The sequence below is a fragment of the Streptomyces roseifaciens genome, from assembly GCF_001445655.1.
Lineage (GTDB): Bacteria > Actinomycetota > Actinomycetes > Streptomycetales > Streptomycetaceae > Streptomyces > Streptomyces aureoversilis.
Map to the genome: position 1 here is coordinate 3,261,448 of NZ_LNBE01000004.1, position 25,964 is coordinate 3,287,411.

The window sequence follows — 25,964 nt, forward strand, 5'->3', positions numbered from 1 at the left end:
ATTCATCGACCACCACCCCTGCATGGAATTATGCAGGGGTGGACGGGCCTCCGTGGCCATGTCCACGGAGGCCGCTCCGGATCACACGCGGGGTCCCCTCCGGGTCACAGCGGAGGCAGGAGCTTCTTCTGGGGCTTGCCCATGGCGTTGCGCGGCAGCGCGTCGAGGAAGCGCACGCGGCGGGGCCGCTTGTGCACGGACAGGTGGCCGGCCACGAAGTCGATCAGCGCCTTCTCGCTCACGCCGTCCGCCACCACGTACGCGACGATCTCCTGCCCGAGGTCCTCGTGCTCCACCCCGACCACGGCGGCCTCGCTGACCGCGGGGTGGTCGAGGAGGGCGTTCTCGACCTCGCCCGCCCCGACCCGGTAGCCGCCGGACTTGATCAGGTCGGTGGAGGCGCGGCCCACGATGCGGTGCGTGCCGTCCTCCTCGACGGCGGCGATGTCGCCCGTACGGAACCAGCCGTCGGCCGTGTGCGCGGCCGCCGTCGCCTCGGGGCGGCCCAGGTAGCCGCTGAAGAGCGTCGGCCCGCAGACCTCCAGCTCGCCGATGCCGCCCTCGGTGGCCGCGAGGCGCGTGCGGACGCCCCGCAGCGGGGTGCCCACCGCGCCCGGCCGGCGCTCGCCGTCGGCCCGGGCGGAGACGGTGATCAGGGTCTCGGTCATGCCGTAGCGCTCGACGGGCCGCTGCCCGGTGAGGGCCTCCAGGTCCCGGAAGACGGGCGCGGGCAGGGCCGCACTGCCCGACACCAGCAGCCGGGCCCCGGCCAGCTCCCGGGCCGCGGACGGCTCGCGCACCACCCGGGACCACACCGTCGGCACCCCGAAGTACAGGCTGCCGCCCGCCGCCGCGTACGCCTCCGGCGTCGGCCGGCCGGTGTGCACCAGCCGGCAGCCGGTCCGCAGCGCCCCCAGGACGCCCAGGACGAGGCCGTGGACGTGGAAGAGCGGCAGCCCGTGCACGAGGGTGTCCTCGGCGGTCCACTGCCACGCCTCGGCGAGCCCGTCCAGGCCCGCGGCCACCGCGCCGCGCGGGATCAGCGCGCCCTTGGGGGCGCCGGTGGTGCCGGAGGTGTAGAGGATCAGCGCGGTGCCGTCCGGGGCGGGCTCGGCACCGGACCAGTCGCGCCGCTCCCCGAAATCGACGGGCAGCCCCTCGTCGCCGCCGAGCACCAGGGCGGCGCCGGAGTCGCGCAGGATGTGGCCGCGCTCGGCCGGACCCGCGTCCGGCGGCAGCGGCACGACCGGCACCCCGGCGAGCAGCCCGCCCACCACGGCCGCCGCGGTCTCCGGCGACGCGTCGGCGTGCACGGCGACGGCCGGGGCGCCCGCGATGCGGTGCGCCACCGCCGCGGCGGCGCCCAGCAGTTGTTCACGGGAGAAGGCCCGCCCCGCGACGCTGAGGGCGTCCGGGCGGTCCCCGCCCGTTCCTGCGTCGAGCGCGGCGAGGGAGGTCAGCAGGGGTTCGGTCGGTCCGGGCACGGAACTGCTCCTTCCAGCGGCGCCCCGGCGGTCACGGGGCTGCCCCTACGGCGGATACGGGTGCTAGCCCCACCGACGCGGGGCACCGCCGACCGTATCGTCGTAGACATGACGGCCCGCGACCATGAGCTGAAGAAGGACCTCGCCGCCACTCTGGAGACCCGCAAGGAGCTGGGCCCGGAGTACGAGGCGGAGCTGGTGGAAGCCTTCCTGGAGAAGGTCGACCGGAAACTCGACGCCGAGATCGACCGGCGGGTGCGCCGGCAGTCGGCGGAGGTGCAGATGGCCGTCGCCCGCGGGGTACGGCCGCACCTCGACGGGGACGGCCCCGGCGGCTTCGGCGAGCGCTTCGGCTTCGCCGCGGTGTCGCTGGTGCTGGCCATCCCGCTGTCCGCGATAGCCGTGGTCAACGCGCACCTGCCGGGGCTGCTGGTGACCTGGGCGGGCATCGTGGGCGTCAACGCCCTGAACGTGGCGGGGCTGTTCCCGTGGCAGCAGCGGCGGAGGAAGCGGGACGGCGCGTCCGACTGGGAGTGAATGCGCGCCCGGGGACGCACGCCCAGGGACGCACGCCCGGGGAGATGCGCGAGGGACCGCCGCACCCCGGCCGGAGCCGGAGTCGGGACGACGGCGGTCCCCCACGGGGACACGGGCCGGAGTCAGGGCCGGTGGACCGCGTCCGGACGGCTGTGGAGTCCGGGAGCCGCTCCGGAGTTTCCCGCCGCCGTTCGGGTGCCGGCCGGGGGTGACCCGGGCCGACACCCCCAATATGCCGGACGGTTGTTAAGCCGGTGCTGCGGGCGCGTGACACATACGTACCTTTTACGGGCCGCCCGTCCGCACCCCGTTCACGCGGCGGCCGGAAAGCCGGAAACCCGCCGCTGCCGCGGCCGCGCGCCCGGAAGCCGCTCCGGAAGGGCGGGACTACTTGGCGCCGTTGGCCTTCCCGGCGCTCTCCGCGAGGAACGCCAGCAGGTCCTGACGGCTCACCACACCGGTGGGCTTGCCCTCGACCAGGACGATCGCCGCGTCCGCCTCGCCCAGCACGGCCATCAGGTCCCCGACGGGCTCGCCGGAGCCGACCTGCGGCAGCGGCGCGCACATGTGCTTCTCCAGCGGGTCGGAGAGCGAGGCGCGCTGGGTGAACAGGGCGTCCAGCAGCTCGCGCTCCACGACCGAGCCGATGACCTCGGCGGCCATCACATCGGGGTGCCCCGCGCCCGGCTTGACGATGGGCATCTGCGAGACGCCGTACTCGCGGAGCACCTCGATGGCCTCGCCGACCGTCTCCTCCGGGTGCATGTGCACCAGGGAGGGCAGGCCGCCGTCCTTGCGGCGCAGCACGTCGCCCACGCGGGCGGCGTCGCCGGCCTCCTCCAGGAAGCCGTAGTCCGCCATCCACTCGTCGTTGAAGATCTTGCTCAGGTAGCCGCGGCCGCTGTCCGGCAGGAGGACGACCACGACGTCGTCCGGGCCGAGGTTCTCGGCGGCGCGCAGGGCGGAGACGACCGCCATGCCGCAGGAGCCGCCGACGAGCAGGCCCTCCTCCTTGGCGAGGCGGCGCGTCATCTGGAAGGCGTCCTTGTCGGAGACCGCGATGATCTCGTCGGTCACCGTGCCGTCATAGGCGCTCGGCCAGAAGTCCTCGCCGACGCCCTCGATCAGGTACGGACGGCCGGAGCCGCCGCTGTAGACCGAGCCCTCCGGGTCCGAGCCGATGACCTTGACGCGGCCGTCGCTGACCTCCTTGAGGTAACGCCCGGTGCCGCTGATGGTGCCGCCGGTGCCCACGCCCGCCACGAAGTGGGTGATCTTCCCCTCCGTCTGCTCCCACAGCTCGGGGCCGGTGGAGTAGTAGTGCGAGAGGGGGTTGTTGGGGTTGCTGTACTGGTCGGGCTTCCAGGCGTTGGGCGTCTCGCGCACGAGCTTGTCGGAGACGTTGTAGTACGAGTCCGGGTGCTCCGGGTCGACCGCGGTCGGGCAGACCACGACCTCCGCGCCGTAGGCCCGCAGCACGTTGATCTTGTCAGTGGAGACCTTGTCCGGGCAGACGAAGATGCACTTGTAGCCCTTCTGCTGGGCCACGATCGCCAGGCCCACGCCCGTGTTGCCGGAGGTCGGCTCGACGATGGTGCCGCCCGGCTTGAGCTCGCCGGACTTCTCCGCGGCCTCGATCATGCGCACGGCGATCCGGTCCTTCACGGAGCCGCCCGGGTTGAAGTACTCGACCTTGGCGAGCACGGTGGCCTGGATGCCTTCGGTCACGCTGTTGAGCTTCACGAGCGGGGTGTTGCCAACGAGCTCAATCATCGAATCGTGATACTGCACGGTGATCTCCGCGGTCGGGGGCACTAGCGGTCTCGCGTACCCATACGGCCAGCCTAGAACGCATCCGGCCGCTCCAACGGCGCGTTGCAGATGCGGGCGCTCGGGGCAACCTGCTCATAGCGCGCTCTGCCAAGGGTGCGGGGCATTCATGAATGCTTTATGAAGCGTTTGTAAAACCGTGTACGCGGCTCGGAACCCGGCTGCAGAGGAGGTCCGGCCCATGTCACCCATCTCCACGTCGCGGGCGAGGGTCGCCCGGCGCATCGCCGCCGCGGCGGCCTACGGGGGCGGCGGCATCGGCCTGCTCGGGGCCACCGCGGCCGGGGTCCTGCTGACCGAGGCGCGGCTGGCCAGGCGGGTCGTGGGCGGCTCCAACGACACCCCGCCCCACGCGGACGGCCGCTACGGCTCCGCCTTCGTCCACCGGCTCGGGCGCGAGCCGCTGCTGCTCGGCCTGCTCGGCGACTCCACGGCTGCCGGGCAGGGCGTGCACCGGCCCCGGCAGACGCCGGGGGCCCTGCTCGCCTCCGGGCTCGCCGCGGTCGCCGAGCGCCCCGTGGAGCTGCGCAACGTGGCCCTGTCCGGAGCCCGCTCGCACGACCTGGACCGGCAGGTCACCCTGCTGCTCGACGACGTGGAGCGCGCCCCCGACGTCTGCGTGATCATGATCGGGGCGAACGACGTCACGCACGGGATGCCGGCCGCGCGGTCCGTACGGCTGCTGTCCGACGCCGTGCGGCGGCTGCGGGAGGCGGGCAGCGAGGTCGTGGTGGGCACCTGCCCCGACCTCGGCACGATCGAGCCGGTCTACCAGCCGCTGCGGTGGGTGGCGCGCCGGCAGAGCCGCCAGCTGGCCGCGGCGCAGACCATAGGGGTGATCGAGGCGGGCGGCCGCACGGTGTCGCTGGGCGACCTCCTGGGCCCGGAGTTCGCCGCGAACCCACGGGAGCTGTTCGGACCCGACAACTTCCACCCCTCCGCCGAGGGCTACGCCACCGCGGCGATGGCCGTCCTGCCGACGCTGTGCGCGGCGCTGGGGCTGTGGCCGGAGGACGAGGAGCGGCCGGACGCGGCCCGCCGCGAGGGCATCCTGCCGGTCGCCCGTGCGGCCGCGGAGGCGGCGGCCGAGGGCGGCACGGAGGTCACCGCCGCCCGGGGCCGCTGGGCCCTCCTCAAGCACCGCAAACGCCGCCGCCTCCCGGCCCACACGGAGCCGACGCCGCACCACGTGTGGTCCCGGGCGGCCCGGGGCGGGTCGTGACGTGCGGGACGCCGCCGGCCCGGGCGACGGCAAGAGTGCGAGGGGTCACAGTGACCAAGCCGTGACCCGGGCCCTACGGGCGGGTAACTTCCACCCAGTCCTGCTTTCACACGCCCTGGAGCCGTGATGCCCGAAGCCGTGATCGTCTCAACCGCCCGTTCGCCCATCGGTCGCGCCTTCAAGGGCTCGCTGAAGGGCATGCGGGCCGACGACCTGACCGCGACGATCATCAAGGCCGCGCTCGACAAGGTCCCCGGTCTCGACCCGCGCGACATCGACGACCTGATGCTCGGCTGCGGCCTGCCCGGCGGCGAGCAGGGCCACAACCTCGGCCGCATCGTGGCCGTGCAGATGGGCATGGACCACCTGCCCGGCTGCACGATCACCCGCTACTGCTCCTCGTCCCTGCAGACGTCCCGCATGGCGATGCACGCCATCAAGGCCGGCGAGGGCGACGTCTTCATCTCCGCGGGCGTGGAGACGGTCTCCCGGACCGTCAACGGCTCCTCGGACGGCATGCCCGGCAGCCACAACCCGTTCTTCGCCGAGGCCGAGGCCCGCACCGCCGCCCGCGCCGAGCAGGGCAGCGAGGAGTGGCACGACCCGCGCGAGGACGGCCTCGTGCCCGACGCGTACATCGCGATGGGCCAGACCGCCGAGAACCTGGCCCGGCTGAAGGGCATCTCGCGCGAGGAGATGGACGAGTTCGGCGTCCGCTCGCAGAACCTCGCCGAGGAAGCCATCAAGAACGGCTTCTGGGAGCGCGAGATCACCCCGGTCACCACCCCGGACGGCACCGTCGTCTCCAAGGACGACGGCCCGCGCGCGGGCGTGACGCTGGAGGGCGTGGCCGGCCTCAAGCCCTCGTTCCGCGCGGACGGCCGGGTCACCCCGGGCAACTGCTGCCCGCTCAACGACGGCGCCGCCGCCCTGGTGATCATGTCCGACACCAAGGCGCGCGAGCTGGGCCTGACCCCGCTGGCCCGGATCGTCTCCACCGGCGTCTCCGCCCTCTCCCCCGAGATCATGGGCTTCGGCCCGGTCGAGGCCAGCAGGCAGGCACTGGCGCGGGCCGGCATGAGCATCGGCGACATCGACCTGGTCGAGATCAACGAGGCGTTCGCGGCCCAGGTCATCCCGGCCTACCAGGAGCTCGGCATCGACATCGACCGCCTGAACGTCAACGGCGGCGCGATCGCCGTCGGCCACCCCTTCGGCATGACGGGCGCCCGCATCACCGGCACGCTCATCAACTCGCTGCAGTGGCACGACAAGCAGTTCGGCCTGGAGACCATGTGCGTCGGCGGCGGCCAGGGCATGGCGATGGTCATCGAGCGGCTGAGCTGAACTGAGCTGAGCCGCAGCGCAGGACAGGGAGAGTACGAGCGGCTGAGCTGAGGACGAACGGCCTCACGGGCCGCTTGCGCAACCGTGACCGAATCGCCCCCAGGATGTGACCAACGTCCCGGGGGCGATTCGTTTCCGCAGGTCAGAGATGTTGAAGAGACAACGTCCGGGACGTAAGTCCCGCCCGCTTCATGACGTTTTGCACTGGGGTCTCCTGAGAGCACACCTCAAGCTGAGGTAGGAATCTGGGGGATCCATAGCAACCGGGAGTACGTCAGTGAGCGCCATGTCCCTTGCCCTGCTGCTGGCCGCGGCCACCGCGACGGCCGCGGGCGCCGCCGCCCTGCACGCCACTCGCGGCCTGCGCCGCCAGATCACCGCCCTGCGCGCCGACCTCGCCGCCGCCACGGCCGAGCGCCGCACGCACCCCACCGTGCCCGCCGCCCGCCCCGCCCCCGGCGCGGAGCTCGCGGAAATACGGGCGGCCGTCGCCGACGCCCTCGCCGAGGAGCGCGAGCGGGAGCTCGCCGAGGCCCGTGCCTTCTGGGCCGCCCAGGAGGCCCGCGAGCTCGGCGGAGCCGGTGACGTCCCGTCGCTGCCGGGCCTCACCGGCCTCGGCGACGACCTCGCCGAGGGCCCCTACGGCGGCCTCTACCTGCCCCGCCAGGCCGACCTCGTCGGCCTGGAGCCGCTGGCCGAGCTCACCGGGCTGGCCGAGCTCGCCGAGTTCGCCGAGTTCGCCGAGGCCGCGGCCGCCGAGGCCGAGGCCGCGGACTCCCCCGAGCTGGCCGCCGCCCGCCGCCGCCACCCCTCCCACCCCGACTTCTCGCCCGTGGCGGCCACCGGCGACCACGAGAGCACGGTGGAGCGGCTCGGCGAGCTCGCGGACGCCCGCGTCCCGCTGACCGACGTGCGCCCCGGCCCGCTCGGCACGCTCGACGTCTACGTCTTCGCCGACGGCACCACCGTCTGCATGACCCCCGGCCACCGCGAGACCGCCGAGCGCCTCGCGGACGCCCTGGACGCCGGCGACGCCCCCGTCCTGCTGGGCGGCTCCGGGGTCTCCGGCGCGTACGCCCTGACCTTCGGCTGCGGGACGGAGAAGGTCTACGTCCTGGCGGACCGGGTCATCGCGTCACTGTGACGAGGTGACGTCATGACGCCCCGAGGCCGGTCCGGCACCGCCGGAAACCACCGCCGGGGCTGAGCGCTGCGGCGGCGGATTCCAGGATGCCGGCACGTCCTCGACGGCGAGCGAGCCGGTGAAGGAGGCGAGCCCCTTCGCCGGTCCGTGCCCGGTCGACGATGCCCCGCGTCCTTGAACCCGCCGCGACGCCGATCAGCCACGGCGGTGGCACCCGGCGGTGCCGGGCCCGCCCCGGCCCGTACGACCGCGCCCTACAAACCGCACCGCTTCGCCGCCGCCTCGATCAGCGCCACCGCCTCCGCCGCGCCGACCCCCTCGGGCGCCTGCTTCGCGCCGTCTGCGGCGAGGGCCTCGGCCAAATCGTGACCGGCCACCGCCACTTGGTCGGCGACCGCGAACATCCCCGCTTCGGGCATTTCCCTCGGCACCACGGTCCCGGGTTCCTCGATGCGCTGCGCCCACGCCGCCAGTTCCCGGGCGAGGGACAGCGCTTCCGCGGCCGCTCCCCTGCTCAGGCGGGACTGCGGCAGGGCACGCAGCCGGTCGGCGAAAGCGTCCACGGCGGCCAGAAGAGACGTCACATCATCCACAGCGCGAGCCTATGCGCCGTTGCCGGAGTGTTGCCAACGTCTGCACAGTCGGGCACGGTGACATGAAGGACCATCATTCGACGCGTCCGGAGGCGCCGATGTCCCACGTCTTCTCCGACGAGACCCACCGGAACCTGCTCTCCCGAATCCCCCATTGCACCGGCCGCGAAGTGGCCGACTGGCTGCGCACGGTCGAGGAAGGCCCTTCTCTCTTCCGCTTCGAGGAGAAGGTCAGCTGGCTGCGCGGAGAGCACGACCTCGCATATGGCCACGCCAAGGCGATCGTCCACGAGTACGACCTCCGGCGGGCCGCCCGGAAGCTTCTGTAGCGCGGCGCACACCGCACTCCGCACGGGGCGGACGACACCCCCGTTCGTCCGCCTGATGCAGATCTGAAGGCGCATACGGCGAAGGGCCCGGGAAATCTCCCGGGCCCTTCGTTCACCGACCGAGTTCACTGCCGACCGGCTAGTCCTCGTTGAGGATGCCGATCAGCTGCAGCATCTGGATGTAGATCCACACCAGCGAGACCGTGAGGCCGAAGGCCGAGAACCACGACTCCTCGCGCGGCGCACCGTACTGGATGCCGTCCTCGACCTGCTTGAAGTCCAGCGCGAGAACGGCCGCGCCGATCAGCACGCCGACGACGCCGACGATGATGCCGAGCCAGCCCGTGCGCAGGCCGAGGCCGTCACCGCCGCCGATCACGGCGAACAGCATGTTCACCATCATCAGCAGGACGAAGCCGATCACGGCGGCCGTCACGAAGCGGGTGAAGCGGCGGTTCACGCGGATCAGGCGGGTCTTGTACGCGATGAGCACGCCGACCGAGACGAGCATCGTGCCGAGCACGGCCTGGACCGGGGCACCCTGCGCGTAGTGGTTGAAGGCCTTGCTGACCACGCCGAGGAAGAGGCCCTCGAACGCGGCGTACGCGAGGATCACCGCGGGGACCGGCTTGCGCAGGAAGATCGACTGGGCGAAGCCCAGGAGCATCGCGACGAGGCCGGCGCCGTAGCCGAGCGCGACCGGGACGTTCAGCCCCCAGCCGACGGCGGCGGCCAGGATGACCGTGCCGAGCGTCATGCCGGTGCGCATGACGACGTCGTCCATCGTCATGCGGCCCGTGGTGGCGGGGGCCTGCGGGTAGCCCTGCTGGAGATCCGGGCCGCCCTGGGCGTAAGGGTTGGTGGCGTACGGGTTGGCGGGCTGCTGCGCGTACGGATTGTTCGCGTACGGGTTGCCCTGGGCCGCGGTCCCGGCCTGCGGCGCCGCGTTGAAGCCCGCGTAGCCGTTGTTGCCGCGGAACCGCCGCGAGAAGACCGGGTTGCTGCTCCTCATCCTCACTCCATCCATGGCCACCCTGCGCGGCCTTGCGACCAAGAGTAATAGGTAGGCAAAAGAATGCGCTCGTGCTTGGGAAGGATCTTTTCCGGCACACCCTCCCCCACGCCTACGGGGAGAACGCAAACGGGCGGCACTCGGTTCCCTACGGAGAGTGGGGGACACGGAGCAGGTGAGTGCCCGGAGCCGGACTTGAACCGGCACGGCCCGAAGGGCCAGCGAGGTTTAAGCTCGCCGTGTCTGCATTCCACCATCCGGGCAGCGCTCTCGGGCGTACAGGCAGGGAAAGGCGCGCGAGCCTCCCTGGTAAGAGGAGAGCAGGACGAGCCTAGCCGGGGAGCGCCCCCCAAACAGCGGAACGATGACCCGAGGTTGTCTTATTTTATTGGCAACTGAGGGTGCATCAGTGCAGGAACGACGCCAAAGGCACATGCCACGGGCCGATACCGCCCGTTCACCGGGGGACCCCGGGCGGCCTGCGGAATTGTCGCAATCTCGCCGCCTCGGGCACCGCCCCGGAGGCGGCCTCCGGGGCGGTGCCCGGCGTCATACCCAAGGAGGAGAAGCGCCCTCCCGGGTCAGACCGAGGTCTGCCCCGGGAACGGGAGCTGGGTCTGATCCCGGGAGGCGGCGCGCCACGGACGATGGAGGGGTACCCGAAACCGTCGTCCCGACAGGAGCCCGCCCCGTGACCACCTCCCCCTACGGCGTCCAGACCGCCGCCCGCCCCACGGCAGTGGCAGCCCGCGCCACGGGCCTCACCAAGGTCTACGGACAGGGCGAGACCCAGGTGGTCGCCCTCGACGCGGTCTCCGTCGAATTCCGCCAGGCCGAGTTCACCGCGATCATGGGCCCCTCGGGCTCCGGCAAGTCCACGCTGATGCACTGCATGGCGGGCCTGGACTCGGTCTCCGGCGGCTCGGCCACGATCGGCGACACCGAGCTGACCACGCTCAACGACAAGCGGCTCACGCGGCTGCGGCGCGACAAGATCGGCTTCATCTTCCAGGCGTTCAACCTGCTCCCGACGCTGACCGCGCTGGAGAACATCACCCTGCCGATGGACATCGCCGGCCGTAAGCCCGACCGCAAGTGGCTGGACATGGTCGTCGACACCGTCGGCCTCTCCGGGCGCCTCAAGCACCGCCCCAACCAGCTCTCCGGCGGCCAGCAGCAGCGCGTGGCCGTCGCCCGCGCCCTGGCCGGCAAGCCCGAGATCATGTTCGCGGACGAGCCCACCGGAAACCTCGACTCGCGCTCCGGCGCCGAGGTCCTGGGCTTCCTGCGCAACTCGGTGCGCGAGCTCGGCCAGACCGTCGTCATGGTCACCCACGACCCCGTGGCCGCGTCCTACGCCGACCGCGTGGTCTTCCTCGCCGACGGCCGCATCGTCGACGAGATGCGCGAGCCCACCGCGGACGCGGTCCTCGACCGCATGAAGCGCTTCGACGCCAAGGGCCGCACGAGCTGAGAGACGGCTCCGCCGCTCCCCAGCCTCCCGACGACGGCCCGGCACGGGCCCACTCCCCCAGGACACACAGACCATGTTCCGTACCGCCTTGCGCAACGTGCTCGCGCACAAGGCCCGGCTGCTGATGACCGTACTCGCCGTGATGCTCGGCGTGGCCTTCGTCTCCGGCACCCTGGTCTTCACCTCGACCATCTCCGACGCCTACCAGAAGAGCTCCCAGAAGGGCTACGACAAGGTCGACGTCGCCGTCCAGCCCCGCCACCAGGACGGCGACGACGGCAGGCCCGGCGAGACCCCCCGGCTCTCCCAGGACCTGCTGGACCGGGCCGCCAAGGTGCCCGGCGCCGCCTCCGCCACCGGCTCCGTCAACGGCTTCGCGGCGATCGCCGACAAGCACGGCAAGCTGATAGGCGAGGGCTTCTCCTCCTCCGGCGCCAACTACTACCCGGGCACCGGCGGCAAGGACGCCCGCTACCCCATGAAGAGCGGCCGCGCGCCGCAGGGCTCCGGTGAGATCGCCCTCGACGCCAAGACCGCCGAGCGCGCCGGCTACAAGGTCGGCGACACCGTCCGCATCTCCGTCGACGGCCCCGTGCTCCCGCAGAAGATCACCGGCATCTTCACCACGGACGACGGCGCCGTCTCCGCCGGTGGCAGCCTGGCCCTCTTCGACACCCCGACCGCGCAGAAGCTCTACGGCAAGCCCGGCGAGTTCAGCCAGATCGACGTGAAGGCCGCCGCCGGCACCTCGCAGGCCGCGCTGAAGTCCGCCGTCGACAAGGTCCTGCCGAAGGACGCGAAGTCGGTCACGGGCAAGGAGCTGGCCGACGACGAGGCGAAGATCATCGCCCAGAGCATGGACGGCATGCGGACCAGCCTCCTGGTCTTCGCCGGCATCTCGCTCTTCGTCGGCATCTTCATCATCGCCAACACCTTCACCATGCTGGTCGCCCAGCGCACCAAGGAGCTGGCCCTGATGCGCGCGGTCGGCGCGAGCCGCCGCCAGATCACCCGCTCCGTGCTGATCGAGGCGTTCGTCGTGGGCGCGGTCGCCGGTATCGCCGGACTGATCGCGGGCATCGGCATCGGCGCCGGCCTGCGCTCGCTCATCAGCAGCACGGGCAACAGCATCCCCGACGGCCCGCTGGTGATCGCCCCGAACACGGTCCTGGTCTCGCTGGTCGTCGGCATCGTCGTCACGATGCTGGCCGCCTGGCTGCCCGGCCGCCGCGCCGCCAAGATCCCGCCGGTCGCCGCGATGAACAGCGTCCACGCCGTGGCCACCACCAAGTCCCTGGTCGTGCGCAACAGCATCGGCGGCGCCATCACCGCCCTCGGCGCGGCCGTCGTGCTGACGGCGAGCAGCTCCACCATGCTGGGCCTGGGCGCGGCCGTCGTCCTGATCGGCATCTTCGTCCTGACCCCGCTGCTGTCGCGTCCGGTGATCGCCGCCTGGGCCCCGCTGCTGCGCCTGTTCGGCATGCCCGGCAAGCTCGCCCGGCAGAACGCCGTGCGCAACCCGCGCCGCACCGCCGCGACCGCCTCCGCGCTGATGATCGGCCTCACCCTGATCACCGGTCTGACCGTGATCGCGGGCAGCGTCCAGAAGGCCATCGACAAGATGGCCACGGAGTCCCTCAAGGCCGACTACGTCGTCTCCATGGCGAGCATGACCCCGCTCTCCCCGGACGTGGAGAAGAAGCTCGCCGCGCACCCCGACGTCACGGCCACCAGCCCGATGCGCCAGTCCCCGGCCCGCATCGACGGCGACCGCCACCAGCTGCTCAGGGGCGTCAACGGCAAGGACATCGCCCGGCTGACGAAGCTGGACTTCACCTCGGGCTCGTTCGCCGTCTCCGGTGACAAGGTCGTCATCGACGACGCACTGTCCCGCACGAACCACTGGAAGACCGGTTCGTCCTTCGACGTGACCTTCGAGGACGGCAAGAAGGGCCGTCTGACGGTCGCCGGCGTCTACAAGGGCAACGACCTGATGCGCGGCATCATGGTCGACAACCGGACCCTGACCCCGCACCTGAGCGAGGTCAACGACAACCAGGTCATGGTCAAGACCAAGAACGGCGCCGGCGAGGCCGTCAAGGACTCCCTGCGCAAGGCCCTCGGCGACAACCCCGCCATTCAGATCCAGACCAAGCAGGACATCTCGGACGGCATCTCCCGGATGATCAACCTCCTGCTGAACATGCTCTACGGCCTGCTGGCCATGGCCGTCGTCGTCGCCGTCCTCGGCGTCATCAACACCCTGGCCATGTCCGTCTTCGAGCGCCAGCAGGAGATCGGCATGCTGCGCGCCATCGGCCTGGACCGCAAGGGCATCAAGCGGATGGTCCGTCTGGAGTCGCTGGTCATCTCGCTCTTCGGCGGCGTGATGGGCGTGGGCCTGGGAGTCTTCTTCGGCTGGGCCGCGGGCGACCTCATCCGCAAGGGCCTGAGCACCTACGAGCTCGTGCTCCCGTGGGGCCGGATGGGTCTGTTCCTGCTGCTGGCCGCGGTGGTCGGCGTGCTGGCCGCGCTGTGGCCGGCCCGCCGGGCGGCGAAGCTGAACATGCTGTCCGCCATCAAGGCGGAGTAGCGGCAGCCGGTACGAGGAGAGCGGCCCCACGGCATCAGCCGTGGGGCCGCTCCGCGCATCAGCGCCAGTTGCGCGCCCGCAGCGGCATCCCCGCCGCCCCCGTCTCCGGCGTGCGGACGGCCAGCACCTGGTTGACGCCGATCCTGTTGCGCTCGAAGGACAGCGCCGAGGCGGCCATGTACAGCCGCCAGACCCGGGCGCGGCCGGCCGAGGTCAGCAGTACGGCCTCCTGCCAGTGGTCCTGAAGGTTGACCACCCACTGGCGCAGCGTCAGGGCGTAGTGCTCGCGCAGCGACTCCACGTCGCGCACCTCGAACCCGGCCTCCTCCAGCTGGGCGACGGTCCGTCCCACGGGGGCGAGCTCGCCGTCGGGGAAGACGTAGCGGTCGATGAACTCGTCGACCTCGTACGCCTCCTCGTCCTTGAGGGGGCGGCGGGCGATCTGGTGGTTGAGCAGCCGGCCGCCGGGCTTCAGCAGCGCGTGGAGGTCGGCGGCGTACTCGGCGTAGAGCGCCGAGCCGACGTGCTCGGCCATGCCGATGGAGGAGATGGCGTCGAAGGGGCCGTCGGAGATCTCGCGGTAGTCCTGGACCCGGATCTCGATGCGCTCCGTCAGGCCGGCCTCGGCGACGCGCTTGCGGGCGTAGGCGGCCTGCTCCTCGGAGAGGGTGATGCCGACGGCGCTCACCCCGTACTCGCGGGCCGCGTGCAGCACCATCGAGCCCCAGCCGCAGCCGACGTCGAGGAGGCGCTGCCCGGGCCGGAGGTCGAGCTTGCGGCAGACGAGGTCGAGCTTGGCGCTCTGGGCCTCCTCGAGGGTGGAGGCTCCGTCCCCGTCGCTCCCCCAGTAGGCGCAGGAGTAGACCATGGAGGGGCCGAGGACGCGCTCGTAGAAGGCGTTGCCGACGTCGTAGTGGTGGCTGATGGACTGCTTGTCGCGGCGCAGGGTGTGCAGGGGGCCGCCGGTCCTGCGGGCCTCCTCGCGGGGCGGCCGGGGCGGCAGTCCGGGGCCGGCCAGTTTGACGAGCTCACCGCCCGCGGCGCGCAGGCGCGGGTCGCGCACGGCCGAGAGGAGGGCGGCGAGGCCGGAGCGGGGCGTGCCCTCGCCGCGCTCCCAGAGGGAGCCGGCCAGGAGGTCGAGCGCCTCGTAGAGATCGCCCTCGACGTCGATGTCGCCCGCGACCCAGGCCCGGGCGAGGCCCAGCTCGCCCGGCTTCCACAGCAGCCGGCGCAGGGCCCGGCGGCGGCGGATGACCAGGACGGGGGCGCCGGATGTGCCCGGGGGGCCGTACTCGCTGCGGTCCCAGGCGCGGATCCGTACCGGGAGCGGGGCTCCCAGGACCTCTTCCGCGAGCGCGGTGAGCCGTCGAGCGGCGTCGGCCATGTCGCACACACCTCCATGATGCAAGGTCAGGAGAAACGTTCAACTGACACCTAAACACCAAGAGTCGGCACGGTAGTCCCGTTCAGTCAGATTAGATCAACTGTGGGTGGCCGGACACACGACAAAGGCGCCCACCCCACGGATTGGTGGACGCCGTTGCCGACTGGTTGACCGCGGCCGAGCCGCGACCGCCGTTAGGAGGCCTTCGCCTTCTCCGAGGGAACGGAGTCGGCCTTGGGCTGCGGGGCCGGCTTCGCGGCCTCGTAGAACTCCTCGCGGGGGTTCTCCATGGCGCGCAGCGAGACGACCTCGCGCTTGAGGAACATGCCGAGGGTCCAGTCCGCGAAGACGCGGATCTTCCGGTTCCAGGTCGGCATGGCCAGACCGTGGTAGCCACGGTGCATGTACCAGGCGAGACGGCCCTTGAGCTTGATCTTCATCTTGCCCATGACGATCATCGCGACGCCCTTGTGGAGGCCGAGGCCCGCCACCGCACCCTTGTTGGCGTGCTTGTACTCGGTCTGCGCGGCCGAGAAGCCCCGCATGGCCGAGATGACGTTGTCGCCGAGGACCTTGGCCTGGCGCAGCGCGTGCTGGGCGTTCGGCGGGCACCAGGCGTTCTCGTTGCCCGCGGCGCGGCCGACGAGGTCCGGAACCTGGGCGTTGTCGCCCGCGGCCCAGATGTAGTCGGTGCCGTTGACCTGGAGGGTCGGCAGGGTGTCGACGTGACCGCGCGGGCCGAGCGGCAGGCCGAAGCGGGCCAGCGCCGGGTTGGGCTTGACGCCCGCGGTCCACACGATGGTGTTGGAGTCGACCTCGAGGCCGTTCTTCAGCACGACGTGGCCGTCGACGCAGGAGTCCATCGACGTCGAGAGGTGAATCTCGATGCCGCGGCTCTCCAGGTGGGCCTTGCCGTACGCGCCGAGCTTGGGGCCGACCTCGGGGAGGATCTTGTCGGCGGCGTCGACGAGGACGAACCGCATGTCCTCGCGCTTGACGTTGGGGTAGTACTTGGCGGCGTCGCGCGCCATGTCCTCGACCTCGCCGATGGTCTCCGCACCCGCGAAGCCACCGCCGATGAAGACGAAGGTCAGCGCCTTGCGGCGGATCTCCTCGTCGGTCGTCGAGTCGGCCTTGTCGAGCTGCTCGAGGACGTGGTTGCGCAGGCCGATGGCCTCCTCGACGCCCTTCATGCCGATGCCGTTCTCGGCGAGGCCGGGGATCGGGAAGGTACGGGAGACGGCGCCGAGCGTGACGATCAGGTAGTCGAAGGGCAGCTCGTACGCCTCGCCGACGAGCGGCGCGACGGTGGCGACCTTGCGGTCCTGGTCGATGGTGGTGACGCGGCCGGTGAGGACCTCCGCCTTGGGGAGCACGCGTCGCAGCGGCACCACGACGTGGCGGGGGGAGATGCTGCCGGCAGCTGCTTCGGGCAGGAAGGGCTGGTAGGTCATGTACGAACGCGGGTCGACGACCGTGACGGTCGCCTCGCCGTACCGCATCTTCTTGAGGATGCGGCGCGCCGCGTACAGGCCGACGTACCCACCGCCTACTACGAGGATCCGTGGACGCTCCGTGGTGCTCATGATTCGAGTATCCAGCACTCTCCACGGGCATGCTCGTGAGCCCCTTCACAAGGGGTCGGGAGGTATCTGCTACACTCCGCCGCCACCGTGACCCATGCCATACGCCCGTAAGGGAACCAGTTGACCGGCGGGCACGTTGTGAACCCCTGTTGAACTGGCCTTGCGGGTCTCAGGTTGACTAGACCACTGCCGCGCCGACGATCACATAAGCGGCTCTTTAACCCGCCCGAAACCGGACGGCATCCCACCGCAGAGGGCTCCGGGGGCCCCGGAAGGGCCCAACAGGCCCCTTCGCGCCGCCAACGCTCCCTTTTTTCATGTGAAGGATTTCACGAACTTTTTCCCGGAGGCCCCCGGAGGGGCCTCCTCGGGGCGCCTTCTCAGGCGACGCTCCAGGCGATTCCATCCAGAATGTCGTGTTCGCTGACGACGACCTCGTGGGCCCCCACGCGCTCCATGACGGCCTGCAGGACGAGCGCCCCGGCGCAGATCACGTCGACCCGGCCCGGGTGGATCACGGGGATCGCCGCACGCTGCTCGTGCGTCGAGGCGAGCAGCTTCCCGGTGATCTCCCGGACCTGCTCCAGGGAGATCCGCGCGTGGTGGATGCGCGTCCAGTCGTACTCGGTCAGTCCCAGCGCGACGGCCGCGACCGTGGTCACCGAGCCCGCCAGGCCCACGAGCGTCCGGGCCTCGGCGAGCGGAACGCTCTCCTCGGCCAGGTCCAGCGCGGCCTCGATGTCCGCGCGTATCGCCGCGATGCGCTCCGGCGTCGCCGGGTCCACCACGGCGCCGTCCGCGACGAGGTGGCGCTCCGTCATGCGCACGCAGCCGACGTCGACGCTGCGTGCCGCCCGGACATGCTCCTCGCCGACGACGAACTCCGTGGAACCGCCGCCGATGTCCACGACGAGGAACGGCCTGGCGAGGTCGTCCCGGCCGGAGAGCTCCTTGGTGGCGCCGGTGAAGGAGAACTCGGCCTCCTGGTCACCGCTGATCACCTCGGGCTCCACGCCCAGGATGTCCACCACGCCGCGCACGAAGTCCTCGCGGTTCTCGGCGTCCCGCGAGGCGGACGTGGCGACGAAGCGCACGCGCTCGGCCTTCAGGTCGCGGATGACCTCCGCGAACTCCCGGCAGGCCGCGAAGGTCCGCTCCAGGGCCTCCTCCGCCAGCCGGCCCGTGCGGTCCACGCCCTGCCCCAGGCGGACGATCGTCATCCGGCGGTCGAGCTCGGTGAACGCACCGGTCGCCGGGTCGAGATCGGCGACGAGGAGGCGGATGGAGTTGGTGCCGCAGTCCACGGCGGCAACGCGGGTCACTTGTCGTCACCCCCGCACGGAGTGACGCACGGGCCCTTGGCCCACCACTCCGGCAGCAGCGCCAGCGCCTCGTCGCCGAAGGGGTTCACGCCCGGGCCCGCCACCAGCGAGTGACCCACCAGGACGTGCAGGCACTTGACGCGGTCGGGCATGCCGCCCGCGCTCGGGAAGCCCTCCAGGACCTCGATCGCGTCGCGGCGGCGGAGGTAGTCCTCGTGCGCGGCGCGGTAGGCGGCGGCCAGCTCCGGGTCGGTCGCCAGCCGGTCCTGCATCTCCTTCATCAGGCCCGAGCCCTCCAGCGTGCCGATCGCGGAGGCGGCGCGCGGGCAGGTCAGGTAGTACGTCGTCGGGAACGGCGTGCCGTCCGGCAGCCGGGGCGCGGTCTCGACCACGTCCGGCTGGCCGCAGGGGCAGCGGTGGGCGATGGCGCGCAGTCCGCGCGGCGGGCGGCCCAGCTGCTCCTTGAACGCTTCGATGTCGGCGTCGGTGGGCTCGGTGGACTCGGTCTGGGGCGGAGGGGTGTCCATGTGCTCGCTCGTGTCGTCTTCGCTCGGTGGTGTCGGCAGGTCGTGCAGAAGGCAGGTCGTGAAGAAGGGGAGGGGCCGGCGGGAGCGGTCAGCGCGGGGTGTCCGCGGCGTCCACACCGTCCCACAGATTGCTGTACCAGGGGCGGTCGGCGGCGCCCTGGTCGCGCGGGCGCCGGGCGGTGCCGCTGCCGTCGACCACGCTGTAGCCGGTCTCCCCGGGGCGCAGGTAGTGCAGGTGCTCGCGCGCCTGCTGCTCGACGTAGGCCGGGTCCTCCAGCCGCGCCTTCTCGTCCTCCAGCCGCTTCACCTGCTCGCGGGCGCGCTCGGACTGGCGGCGCTGGTCGGCGATGTCGGAGCGCTGGGTGACCCACTGGCGCATGGGATAGGCGAGGGCGACGACCAGCGAGCACACGACGAGCGCCAGCAGCGCCGCACGGCCGGTGAGCCGGCTGCGGCGCGGGCCCCGCGCGCGGTAGACGCGGGCCGTGGGGCCCTGGACGAGCACCGAGCCGAGTGCCCTGAGCCTGGTCGCGGTGGAGCGTTCCGCCGCCACTTCGCCTCCCCGAGGTCCTGGTCGCCCGCAGCCTCGCCACGAACGTACGTCCCCGGCCACGGTACGGGACCGTGGCCGGGGACGTGGTGAGGCTGCTCCCCTGAGGCCGTGTCAGGCCTGCGGGTGCGGCCCGCGTCAGCCCTTGAAGCGCGGGAAGGCGCTGCGGCCGGCGTAGACCGCGGCGTCGTCCAGGATCTCCTCGATGCGCAGGAGCTGGTTGTACTTGGCGACGCGCTCGGAGCGGGCCGGGGCGCCGGTCTTGATCTGGCCGCAGTTGGTGGCGACGGCCAGGTCGGCGATGGTGACGTCCTCGGTCTCGCCGGAGCGGTGCGACATCATGCACTTGAAGCCGTTGCGCTGGGCCAGCTCGACGGCGTCCAGGGTCTCGGTCAGCGAGCCGATCTGGTTGACCTTGACCAGCAGGGCGTTGGCGGCGCCCTCCTCGATGCCGCGGCCGAGGCGCTCGGGGTTGGTGACGAACAGGTCGTCACCGACGAGCTGGACCTTGTCGCCGAGCTTCTCGGTGATGGTCTTCCAGCCGTCCCAGTCGTCCTCGAACAGCGGGTCCTCGATGGAGACGAGCGGGTACGCCGCGACGAGCTCGGCGTAGTAGTCCGTCATCTCGGCGGCCGTGCGGTCCTGGCCCTCGAACTTGTAGACGCCGTCCTTGTAGAACTCGGAGGCGGCCACGTCGAGCGCGAGCGCGATGTCCTGGCCGGGGGTGTAGCCGGCCTGCTTGATGGCCTCGAGGATGAGGTCGAGGGCCTCGCGGTTGGAGCCGAGGTTCGGCGCGAAGCCGCCCTCGTCGCCCAGGCCGGTGGACAGGCCCTTGGTCTTCAGCACCGACTTGAGGGTGTGGTAGACCTCGGTGCCCCAGCGCAGGGCCTCGGAGAAGGACTCCGCGCCGATCGGCGCGATCATGAACTCCTGGATGTCCACGTTGGAGTCGGCGTGCGAGCCGCCGTTCAGGATGTTCATCATCGGAACGGGCAGCAGGTGCGCGTTCGGGCCGCCCAGGTAGCGGAACAGCGGCAGGTCGGAGGCCTCGGAGGCGGCGTGCGCGACGGCGAGGGAGACGCCCAGGATGGCGTTGGCGCCGAGCGAGCCCTTGTTGTCGGTGGCGTCCAGGTCGAACATGGCCTGGTCGATCAGGCGCTGCTCGGTGGCGTCGTAGCCGACGAGCTCCGGGCCGATCTGCTCGATGACGGCGAGGACGGCCTTCTCGACGCCCTTGCCCAGGTAACGGTTCTTGTCACCGTCACGGAGCTCGATGGCCTCGAAGGCACCGGTGGAGGCGCCGGACGGCACGGCGGCACGGCCCGTGGAGCCGTCGTCGAGGCCGACCTCGACCTCGACCGTGGGGTTGCCTCGCGAGTCGAGGATCTCGCGAGCTACGACGACGTCGATGGACGGCACGAGGGTCTCCTTCGTGTGTGTCTGTGGTTCTGCAGCACGAGCCTAACGGGCCCCGGAGGCTCGCCTCGCCGTTGGACCGTGTTCCCGGGCCGGAAAAGCCTAAAAAACAGCACAAAAGCCCAGAACACCGTATGAACGGCGGAATTTTTCGCTGAACGGGGAAGCCGAACAGGGAAGCGAGCCGCCTGCGGCGGAGGGGGCGGGGCCCGGAAGAGGCGGATCCGGAAACGGCTGAGCCCCGCTCCGGTGCACGCTCGGGGCAGCGCATCGGAGCGGGGCGGTCCCGCCGGGAGCGGAGAAGGGCGGCCCACCGGAGTGGACCGCCCTGCCGGATCAGCTGAGGTGCAGCTTCTGGCCGACGTAGATCACGTCCGCGTCCTGGACGATGTCCTTGTTGCGGTCGTACAGCTTCTGCCAGCCGCCCTTGACGTGCTGGGCCTCGGCGATCTTGGAGAGGGTGTCGCCCTCCTTGACCTCGTACTCACCGCTGCCGACCTTGTAGGACTGCGTGGAGTGGCCCGGCGCGGTCCGCTTCGGGGCCGGGGCCTCGTCGCGCTCGACGGCCTGCGGGGCGGCCTTCTTCGGCGTGGCCTTCTTCGGCGTGGCCTGGCGCTCGCTGCGGTCCGCGTGGGACTTGCCCGAGACGGTGCCGCCGGTGCGGGAGGACTTGGTGGACTTGCCGGCCGAGCCCGAACCGGAGGGGTCGACGTTCGCCTTCGGGCCACCGGCCGTCAGGCCGCCGGCACCGGCGCAGCCCCAGGCGCCCGGGCCCTGCATGGCGAGCAGCTTCTCGGCCACGGCGATCTGGGCGCTCTTGGAGGCGTGGTCGGCGCGGTCGGCGTACTTCTGGCCACCGGCGGCGTTCCAGGAGGACTGCGAGAACTGCAGACCGCCGTAGTAGCCGTTGCCGGTGTTGATGGACCAGTTGCCACCGGACTCGCACTGGGCGACCTTGTCCCACGTCGAAACGGAGGCGGCGTTGGCGGAGGTGGCGACCATCAGCGGGGCGGCGACAGCTGCGCCGGTGACACCGGCGAGCGTGAAGATGCGGACGGCCTTGGACGGACGACGGTGCTTGCCCTTGGACATGAGTCGTTTCCTCACCGACGCCTACGAGGTGAGCTGTCGGGTTCGGGCTGTGAGTTCGCCCGGCTTCGTGTGCGAGCACACTCGGCTTCACCCCTAGCCGGTCCCGGACCCGCGGCTTTCGCCGAGGAGCCGTTTCCGGCGCCTACCTTGGTTCCCCCGCTCCTGCCTACGGCGCTTGCGCGACGACTCCCCCGATCGCCGGCAGGATTCGGCGTGGCGACCGTGGTGCCCGCGGTGGCGAGCGGTCACGACGGTAAACACAGTCGCGGCAAGGGTTCAAACCCCTCTTTCCAGCCACAGTTGCCCCTGGTTACCCAGGGGAACAACGCGTTTCCGCAGGTGAGAGACGGTTTGCCAGTTTCGGGAAGACCGCATTCCGCCATCAGGCAAAGAGACCCATGTCTCACTTTCGACTGGAACGGACATTCGCCGCGAACTGCCGGTCTATTTACCGACCTCGAGCCTCTGACCAGGACGGATCAGGTCGGGATCGGTTCCGACCGCTTTCTCATTGCGCTGATACAGAGACTGCCAACCTCCCTTGACCGCATGCTGCTCGGCGATGGCTGACAGGTTGTCACCGGGGCGCACGGTGTAGTCGGTGGGCGTGGGACTGCCGGTGCGTGCATCGCCGCCGCCCCGCGACGTACGACCCTCGTCCTCCGAACGCGACGGGTCGGCACGGTGCTTGCCCGTGCCCGTGCCGTCCTCGCCGGGCGTCCGCCCCGCGGGCGAACCGGAATCGCCGGCAGCGGGCGTGGCCGGACCGCCCGGGATCTGAGTCGGGTCGTCCGTGGGGGACGTCGAAGGCTTGCGGTGCCGGCCTTCCTGCGGCTCACCGGACTGCCCGTCGGACGGCTTGCCCGAGGCGTCGGGTGACGGCGCGTCGGACGACGGGCTGCCGGAGGGCCGGCCGGACGGCTGACCGGAGGACCGGCCCGGCGACGGCTGACCGGTCGACGGCTGCCCCGAAGGCTGCGTGGAGGGGTCGGCCGAGGGGCTCGTCGAGGACCCCGGCGACGGCTTTCCGGACGGCGAGGGAGACGTGGACGCGTCAGAAGGCTTGCCGTGCTCGGAGGGCTCGGACGGCTCGGACGGCGTGGAGTGCGAAGTGGTGCGCTCCGGGGCGCGTGAAGGCGTCGAGTCGCTCGCGGGGGCGTGTGTGCCGCCCGGGTTGACCTCCGCCGGGGTGCTGCCCGAGGTGAGGCCGGCGCTCGCCGCGCAGCTCGACCAGGGGCTGGTGCCGCCGCTCTCGAGAATCTTCTCGGCGACGGTGATCTGCTGCGCACGGCTGGCGAGGTCGGGCCGGGGGGCGTACTCCCGTCCGCCGTGGCGCTCCCAGAGGTCCTGGGTCAGCTGCAGTCCCCCGTAGGTCCCGTTGCCGGAGTTGGCGCTCCACAGGCCTCCACTCTCGCACTGGGCGACACGGTCCCAGGTGCCGGCGTCGGCTGCCGTCGCGCCGGTGGCCGCCAGCAGCGGCAGGGCGATCCCGGAGGCGGTCACCCCCGCGGCGACCACGATGGCGGGTATCTGACGGGGGCGGCGATGTCGACCGTTTCCGGGTCTCATGGGCGGTTGCCTCTCGTTCGGCGGCGAATGGTGGTTGAAGATAGCGACGGGCCACCGGAGTCACAAGCCGATGTAGCGGAGGTCACGCCGAGATCACGCCGACTGACGCGAGGTCAGGCAGGCGACTCCTCCTGGGTGGTTGTGTCCGGAATGCCCTCCGGTGTAAAGGCCACGGGAAGGGTGCGCAGACCGCGCATGATGAGCCCGCCGCGCCACCGCAGATCCTCCGGATCGGCCCCCAGCCGCAGGTCGGGAAGGCGCCGCAGCAGGGTCGCCAGAGCCGCCTGGCCCTCCAGGCGGGCGAGGGGTGCGCCCAGGCAGTAGTGGATGCCGTGGCCGTAGCCGAGATGCTGGTTGTCGCGCCGGGAGAGGTCCAGTGAATCGGGGTCGGCGAAGCGCTCGGGGTCGCGGTCGGCGGCGGCGAGGACGACGAGGACGGGGTCGCCCTCGGCGATGCGCTGCCCGCCGATCGTCAGGTCCCGGGTGGCGAACCGCCAGGTCGCCAGCTCCACCGGGCCGTCGTAGCGCAGCAGCTCCTCGACCCCGGTCGCGAGCAGGCCCTCGTCGCCCTCGGCGAGGGCGCGCTGGAGGCGCTCGCGCTGCTCCGGGTTGCGCAGCAGGGCGTAGGTTCCGTTACCGATCAGGTTCACAGTTGTTTCAAAACCCGCAAAAAGCAGAATGAAGGCCATGGCCGCGGCCTCGTCCTCGGTGAGGTGCTCACCGTGGTCACTCGCCCTGATCAGACCGGAGATGAGGTCTTCGTCCCCTTCTCCCCGCAGGGCCCCCCGCTTCCGGTGGATCAGTTCGGTCAGATAGCCCCGCATCTTCTTCACGGAGCGCGCCACTCCGCCGCGCGGCCCGCCGCCGTGGCGAATCATCATTCCCGCCCAGTCCCGGAAGTCGTCCTGGTCCTCGCGCGGTACGCCGAGCATGTCGCAGATGGCGTAGATGGGGAGGGGGAAGGCGAACTCGTGGATGAGGTCGGCTTCCCCTCGGCCGGCGAAGCCGTCGATGAGCTGGTCCGTCAGCTCCTGCACCCGCGGAGCGAACTCGGCGACCCGGCGCGGGGTGAACGCCTTCGAGACGAGGCGGCGCAGCCGGGTGTGGTCCGGCGGGTCGATGTTGAGCAGGTGCGTCATCAGATTGGCGCTGCGCTCGCCCGGGATGCCGACCTTGCCCTTGCCGTGGGCGGACTCGGAATGGTGCACGGGGTTCTTCGACAGGCGCTGGTCGGCGAGCGCCTGGCGGGCATCGGCGTACCGGGTGACCAGCCACGCCTCCACGCCGCTGGGCAGGGCGGTGCGGTGCACCGGGGCGTGCTCGCGCAGCCACGCGTACGCGGGGTACGGGTCGGCGGCGAATTCCCAGGTGAAGAGGGGCGGGGCGGGCGGGACGGGCGAGGCGTTCTTGTCGTGCACCCCTTGACGCTACTAGGGGCGCGGCGGGGCGGCTCAGTGGTGGCCGGGGCCGCCGCTGCCGAAGCCGCCGCTGCCGCCCGGGTTCCACTTCTTGCGCTCTTCGCTGAGCTCCTCGGCATGGCTGCCGGGGTTGTGGACCTCGTGCGGCAGCACCCGCTCCCCGTTGGCCTCGGGGTGCAGCTCGTCCGACTCGCGGTGCTCGGTGACGTAGCCGACCCTGTTCTCCTCGTCGTCGTTGTGCCCAGGCCCGTGGTCGGGCGAGGTGGGCCCGGTGTCGTGCTCCTGCCGCGTCTGCCAGGCGCCCTGCCTGCGCTGCGGCTGGGACGGTGGCGGCGGTTCCTCGTCACGCTTCCGGAAGCCCTTGGCCACGGCGACGATCAGCAGGGCGACGACGAAGAGGCCGACGATGAACTGGATGATCCCGCCGGCCCAGTGCGGGGCGGCGAGGTCGGCGAGGTGTACGTACTGAATGCGCATGCCATGCGGGTACCCGCCGACCGCCGGGACAAGTCGGTAAATAGGCTGAATGGGTTCCGGGGGCTCTCCCCCGGGGAGTAACCGCTACAGACCCTCCGCGGCGCGGATCGCGTCGCGGTACGTGCGGGCCGCGGCCCGCAGCGCCGTCTCCGGGTCCGTGCCCGCCGCCTCCGCCCGTACGGCCAGCGCCAGCAGCTCGTAGCCGATGCCGTCGCCGGCGGGCAGGGTGACGTCGAGGCCCTGCGAGCGCACCCGGGAGGCCAGCTTCGCGGAGAGGGCGAGCGCGGGCTGGCCGAGCGGCACGCCCTCGGTGACCGACTCGCGGCCCTTCTCCGCGTCCTTCGTGCGCATCCAGTGCGCCCGCACGTCCTCCGGCGTCTCCGCGGACTCCTCGCCGAAGACGTGCGGGTGCCGGTGGATGAGCTTGTCGACGATCACGCCGGCGACGTCGTCGACGGAGAACGGCTCGTCCGGGTCGTCCTGCGCGATCCGGGCGTGGAAGACGACCTGCAGCAGCACGTCGCCGAGCTCCTCGCGCAGCGCCTCGCGGTCACCGGTCTCGATGGCCTCCAGCAGCTCGTACGTCTCCTCCAGCGCGTACTTCGCGAGGTCCTCGTGGGTGCGGATCCCGCTCCACGGGCAGGCCACCCGGATCCGGTCCATGACCTGCACCAGATCCAGCAGCCGGGCGCCGGGCAGGTCGTACGAACCGGGCAGCAGCTCCAGCGCGGGCATCGTCTCCCGGCCGGAGCCGGCGAGCCGGGCCAGCCCGTCGGTGAGGGCGGACTCGCCCTCGGCGGAGGTGAGCACGACGGCGCTGCGCCGCCCGGTCGAACAGAAGTCGACCAGCTCGCGCGCCGTGGCCGAGCCGTGCTCGACCTCGACGCCGGCCTCCCGCAGATACGGCAGCTGCGGGTGGCCGGCATCGGCGCACAGCACCCGGTCGGCGGCGCGGAGCGCCTGCCACGCGGGCCAGGACAGCAGCCCCGGGGCGACCCGGTGGCTGGTGGTGAGCAGGACGATGCGGCCAGGTGCGGAGTCGTTCACGCGATCGAGCC

General features: G+C 71.5%; 22 protein-coding genes, 1 tRNA gene and 1 riboswitch. Of the genes, 7 read left to right on the forward strand and 16 right to left on the reverse strand.

What is annotated here, in order from left to right; all coding sequences use genetic code 11:
- Positions 1-104 precede the first annotated feature (104 nt).
- Entirely contained in the window at positions 105-1,484 is a 1,380-nt protein-coding gene (locus tag AS857_RS31775; protein ID WP_420823983.1) for an acyl-CoA synthetase, read from the reverse strand.
- A gap of 108 nt (positions 1,485-1,592) precedes the next feature.
- Between AS857_RS31775 and AS857_RS31780 the strand changes: the two genes are divergently transcribed.
- A complete protein-coding gene (locus tag AS857_RS31780; RefSeq protein ID WP_058046602.1) occupies positions 1,593-2,021 on the forward strand; it encodes a hypothetical protein in 429 nt (142 codons plus the stop codon).
- Between the two features lie 387 nt (positions 2,022-2,408).
- Here AS857_RS31780 and AS857_RS31785 read toward each other — a convergent pair whose 3' ends face one another.
- Positions 2,409-3,812: a cystathionine beta-synthase gene (locus AS857_RS31785; RefSeq protein ID WP_058047197.1), complete on the reverse strand. Its 1,404-nt coding sequence runs from the start codon at positions 3,810-3,812 to the stop codon at positions 2,409-2,411.
- 220 nt (positions 3,813-4,032) lie between these two features.
- On the opposite strand from AS857_RS31785, the gene AS857_RS31790 reads away from it, so the two are divergent.
- From AS857_RS31790 to AS857_RS31800, 3 genes are all read left to right on the forward strand, one after another.
- Positions 4,033-5,073, forward strand: a complete 1,041-nt coding sequence (locus AS857_RS31790) for an SGNH/GDSL hydrolase family protein (RefSeq protein WP_058046603.1) — start codon at positions 4,033-4,035, stop codon at positions 5,071-5,073.
- Positions 5,074-5,199: 126 nt separating this feature from the next.
- On the forward strand, positions 5,200-6,420 hold the full coding sequence (locus AS857_RS31795; protein WP_058046604.1) for an acetyl-CoA C-acetyltransferase: 1,221 nt from the start codon (positions 5,200-5,202) through the stop codon (positions 6,418-6,420).
- Between the two features lie 277 nt (positions 6,421-6,697).
- Positions 6,698-7,564, forward strand: a complete 867-nt coding sequence (locus tag AS857_RS31800; protein WP_058046605.1) for a hypothetical protein — start codon at positions 6,698-6,700, stop codon at positions 7,562-7,564.
- Between the two features lie 254 nt (positions 7,565-7,818).
- Here AS857_RS31800 and AS857_RS31805 read toward each other — a convergent pair whose 3' ends face one another.
- Entirely contained in the window at positions 7,819-8,157 is a 339-nt protein-coding gene (locus AS857_RS31805) for a hypothetical protein (RefSeq protein ID WP_058046606.1), read from the reverse strand.
- Between the two features lie 98 nt (positions 8,158-8,255).
- On the opposite strand from AS857_RS31805, the gene AS857_RS31810 reads away from it, so the two are divergent.
- Positions 8,256-8,486, forward strand: coding sequence for a DUF4287 domain-containing protein (locus AS857_RS31810; protein WP_030365184.1), 231 nt, complete (start codon positions 8,256-8,258; stop codon positions 8,484-8,486).
- 139 nt (positions 8,487-8,625) lie between these two features.
- Here AS857_RS31810 and AS857_RS31815 read toward each other — a convergent pair whose 3' ends face one another.
- Complete coding sequence (locus tag AS857_RS31815; protein ID WP_058046607.1) at positions 8,626-9,498, reverse strand: Bax inhibitor-1/YccA family protein; 873 nt, start codon at positions 9,496-9,498, stop codon at positions 8,626-8,628.
- Positions 9,499-9,678: 180 nt separating this feature from the next.
- Positions 9,679-9,761: transfer RNA gene (locus tag AS857_RS31820), tRNA-Leu, on the reverse strand.
- 428 nt (positions 9,762-10,189) lie between these two features.
- Here AS857_RS31820 and AS857_RS31825 point away from each other — a divergent pair.
- Together AS857_RS31825 and AS857_RS31830 are read left to right on the forward strand one after the other, a co-directional pair.
- Complete coding sequence (locus tag AS857_RS31825; protein ID WP_058046608.1) at positions 10,190-10,972, forward strand: ABC transporter ATP-binding protein; 783 nt, start codon at positions 10,190-10,192, stop codon at positions 10,970-10,972.
- 73 nt (positions 10,973-11,045) lie between these two features.
- The gene (locus tag AS857_RS31830; RefSeq protein ID WP_058046609.1) at positions 11,046-13,565 is read left to right on the forward strand and encodes an ABC transporter permease; all 2,520 of its coding nucleotides are present in this window, start codon (positions 11,046-11,048) and stop codon (positions 13,563-13,565) included.
- Positions 13,566-13,623: 58 nt separating this feature from the next.
- Here the strand turns inward: AS857_RS31830 and AS857_RS31835 are convergent, their stop codons facing one another.
- From AS857_RS31835 to AS857_RS31885, 11 genes are all read right to left on the reverse strand, one after another.
- On the reverse strand, positions 13,624-14,949 hold the full coding sequence (locus AS857_RS31835) for an SAM-dependent methyltransferase (protein ID WP_058046610.1): 1,326 nt from the start codon (positions 14,947-14,949) through the stop codon (positions 13,624-13,626).
- Positions 14,950-15,143: 194 nt separating this feature from the next.
- Positions 15,144-16,535 (reverse strand): NAD(P)/FAD-dependent oxidoreductase, encoded by a 1,392-nt coding sequence (locus tag AS857_RS31840; protein WP_058046611.1) that lies wholly within the window; start codon positions 16,533-16,535, stop codon positions 15,144-15,146.
- Positions 16,536-16,915: 380 nt separating this feature from the next.
- Positions 16,916-17,857 (reverse strand): Ppx/GppA phosphatase family protein, encoded by a 942-nt coding sequence (locus tag AS857_RS31845; protein ID WP_058046612.1) that lies wholly within the window; start codon positions 17,855-17,857, stop codon positions 16,916-16,918.
- On the reverse strand, positions 17,854-18,384 hold the full coding sequence (locus AS857_RS31850; protein ID WP_058046613.1) for a DUF501 domain-containing protein: 531 nt from the start codon (positions 18,382-18,384) through the stop codon (positions 17,854-17,856). Before AS857_RS31850 ends, AS857_RS31845 begins: the two co-directional genes overlap by 4 nt.
- A gap of 88 nt (positions 18,385-18,472) precedes the next feature.
- Complete coding sequence (locus tag AS857_RS31855; protein ID WP_058046614.1) at positions 18,473-18,937, reverse strand: FtsB family cell division protein; 465 nt, start codon at positions 18,935-18,937, stop codon at positions 18,473-18,475.
- Between the two features lie 135 nt (positions 18,938-19,072).
- Complete coding sequence (eno, locus tag AS857_RS31860; RefSeq protein ID WP_058046615.1) at positions 19,073-20,353, reverse strand: phosphopyruvate hydratase; 1,281 nt, start codon at positions 20,351-20,353, stop codon at positions 19,073-19,075.
- A 333-nt stretch (positions 20,354-20,686) separates the two neighbouring features.
- Positions 20,687-21,442, reverse strand: coding sequence for a LysM peptidoglycan-binding domain-containing protein (locus AS857_RS31865; RefSeq protein ID WP_058046616.1), 756 nt, complete (start codon positions 21,440-21,442; stop codon positions 20,687-20,689).
- Positions 21,443-21,445: 3 nt separating this feature from the next.
- Positions 21,446-21,626, reverse strand: a riboswitch (cyclic di-AMP (ydaO/yuaA leader).
- A gap of 260 nt (positions 21,627-21,886) precedes the next feature.
- The gene (locus tag AS857_RS31870; protein ID WP_338058287.1) at positions 21,887-22,960 is read right to left on the reverse strand and encodes a transglycosylase family protein; all 1,074 of its coding nucleotides are present in this window, start codon (positions 22,958-22,960) and stop codon (positions 21,887-21,889) included.
- Between the two features lie 164 nt (positions 22,961-23,124).
- Positions 23,125-24,429, reverse strand: coding sequence for a cytochrome P450 family protein (locus AS857_RS31875; RefSeq protein WP_058046618.1), 1,305 nt, complete (start codon positions 24,427-24,429; stop codon positions 23,125-23,127).
- Positions 24,430-24,462: 33 nt separating this feature from the next.
- Entirely contained in the window at positions 24,463-24,906 is a 444-nt protein-coding gene (locus AS857_RS31880; RefSeq protein WP_058046619.1) for a DUF6479 family protein, read from the reverse strand.
- Positions 24,907-24,990: 84 nt separating this feature from the next.
- Positions 24,991-25,953 carry a nucleoside triphosphate pyrophosphohydrolase gene (locus AS857_RS31885; protein ID WP_058046620.1) on the reverse strand — a complete coding sequence of 321 codons (963 nt, stop codon included), beginning with the start codon at positions 25,951-25,953 and terminating at the stop codon, positions 24,991-24,993.
- Between the last annotated feature and the right edge of the window lie 11 nt (positions 25,954-25,964).

Excerpts from the sequence above, each read along its gene's own strand:
- AS857_RS31780 (WP_058046602.1), top strand. The coding sequence starts at position 1,593 with ATGACGGCCCGCGACCATGAGCTGAAGAAGGACCTCGCCGCCACTCTG.
- AS857_RS31790 (WP_058046603.1), top strand. The coding sequence starts at position 4,033 with ATGTCACCCATCTCCACGTCGCGGGCGAGGGTCGCCCGGCGCATCGCC.
- AS857_RS31795 (WP_058046604.1), top strand. The coding sequence starts at position 5,200 with ATGCCCGAAGCCGTGATCGTCTCAACCGCCCGTTCGCCCATCGGTCGC.
- AS857_RS31810 (WP_030365184.1), top strand. The coding sequence starts at position 8,256 with ATGTCCCACGTCTTCTCCGACGAGACCCACCGGAACCTGCTCTCCCGA.
- AS857_RS31815 (WP_058046607.1), bottom strand. The coding sequence starts at position 9,498 with ATGAGGAGCAGCAACCCGGTCTTCTCGCGGCGGTTCCGCGGCAACAAC.
- AS857_RS31830 (WP_058046609.1), top strand. The coding sequence starts at position 11,046 with ATGTTCCGTACCGCCTTGCGCAACGTGCTCGCGCACAAGGCCCGGCTG.
- AS857_RS31835 (WP_058046610.1), bottom strand. The coding sequence starts at position 14,949 with ATGGCCGACGCCGCTCGACGGCTCACCGCGCTCGCGGAAGAGGTCCTG.
- AS857_RS31840 (WP_058046611.1), bottom strand. The coding sequence starts at position 16,535 with ATGAGCACCACGGAGCGTCCACGGATCCTCGTAGTAGGCGGTGGGTAC.
- AS857_RS31850 (WP_058046613.1), bottom strand. The coding sequence starts at position 18,384 with ATGGACACCCCTCCGCCCCAGACCGAGTCCACCGAGCCCACCGACGCC.
- AS857_RS31865 (WP_058046616.1), bottom strand. The coding sequence starts at position 21,442 with ATGTCCAAGGGCAAGCACCGTCGTCCGTCCAAGGCCGTCCGCATCTTC.
- AS857_RS31880 (WP_058046619.1), bottom strand. The coding sequence starts at position 24,906 with ATGCGCATTCAGTACGTACACCTCGCCGACCTCGCCGCCCCGCACTGG.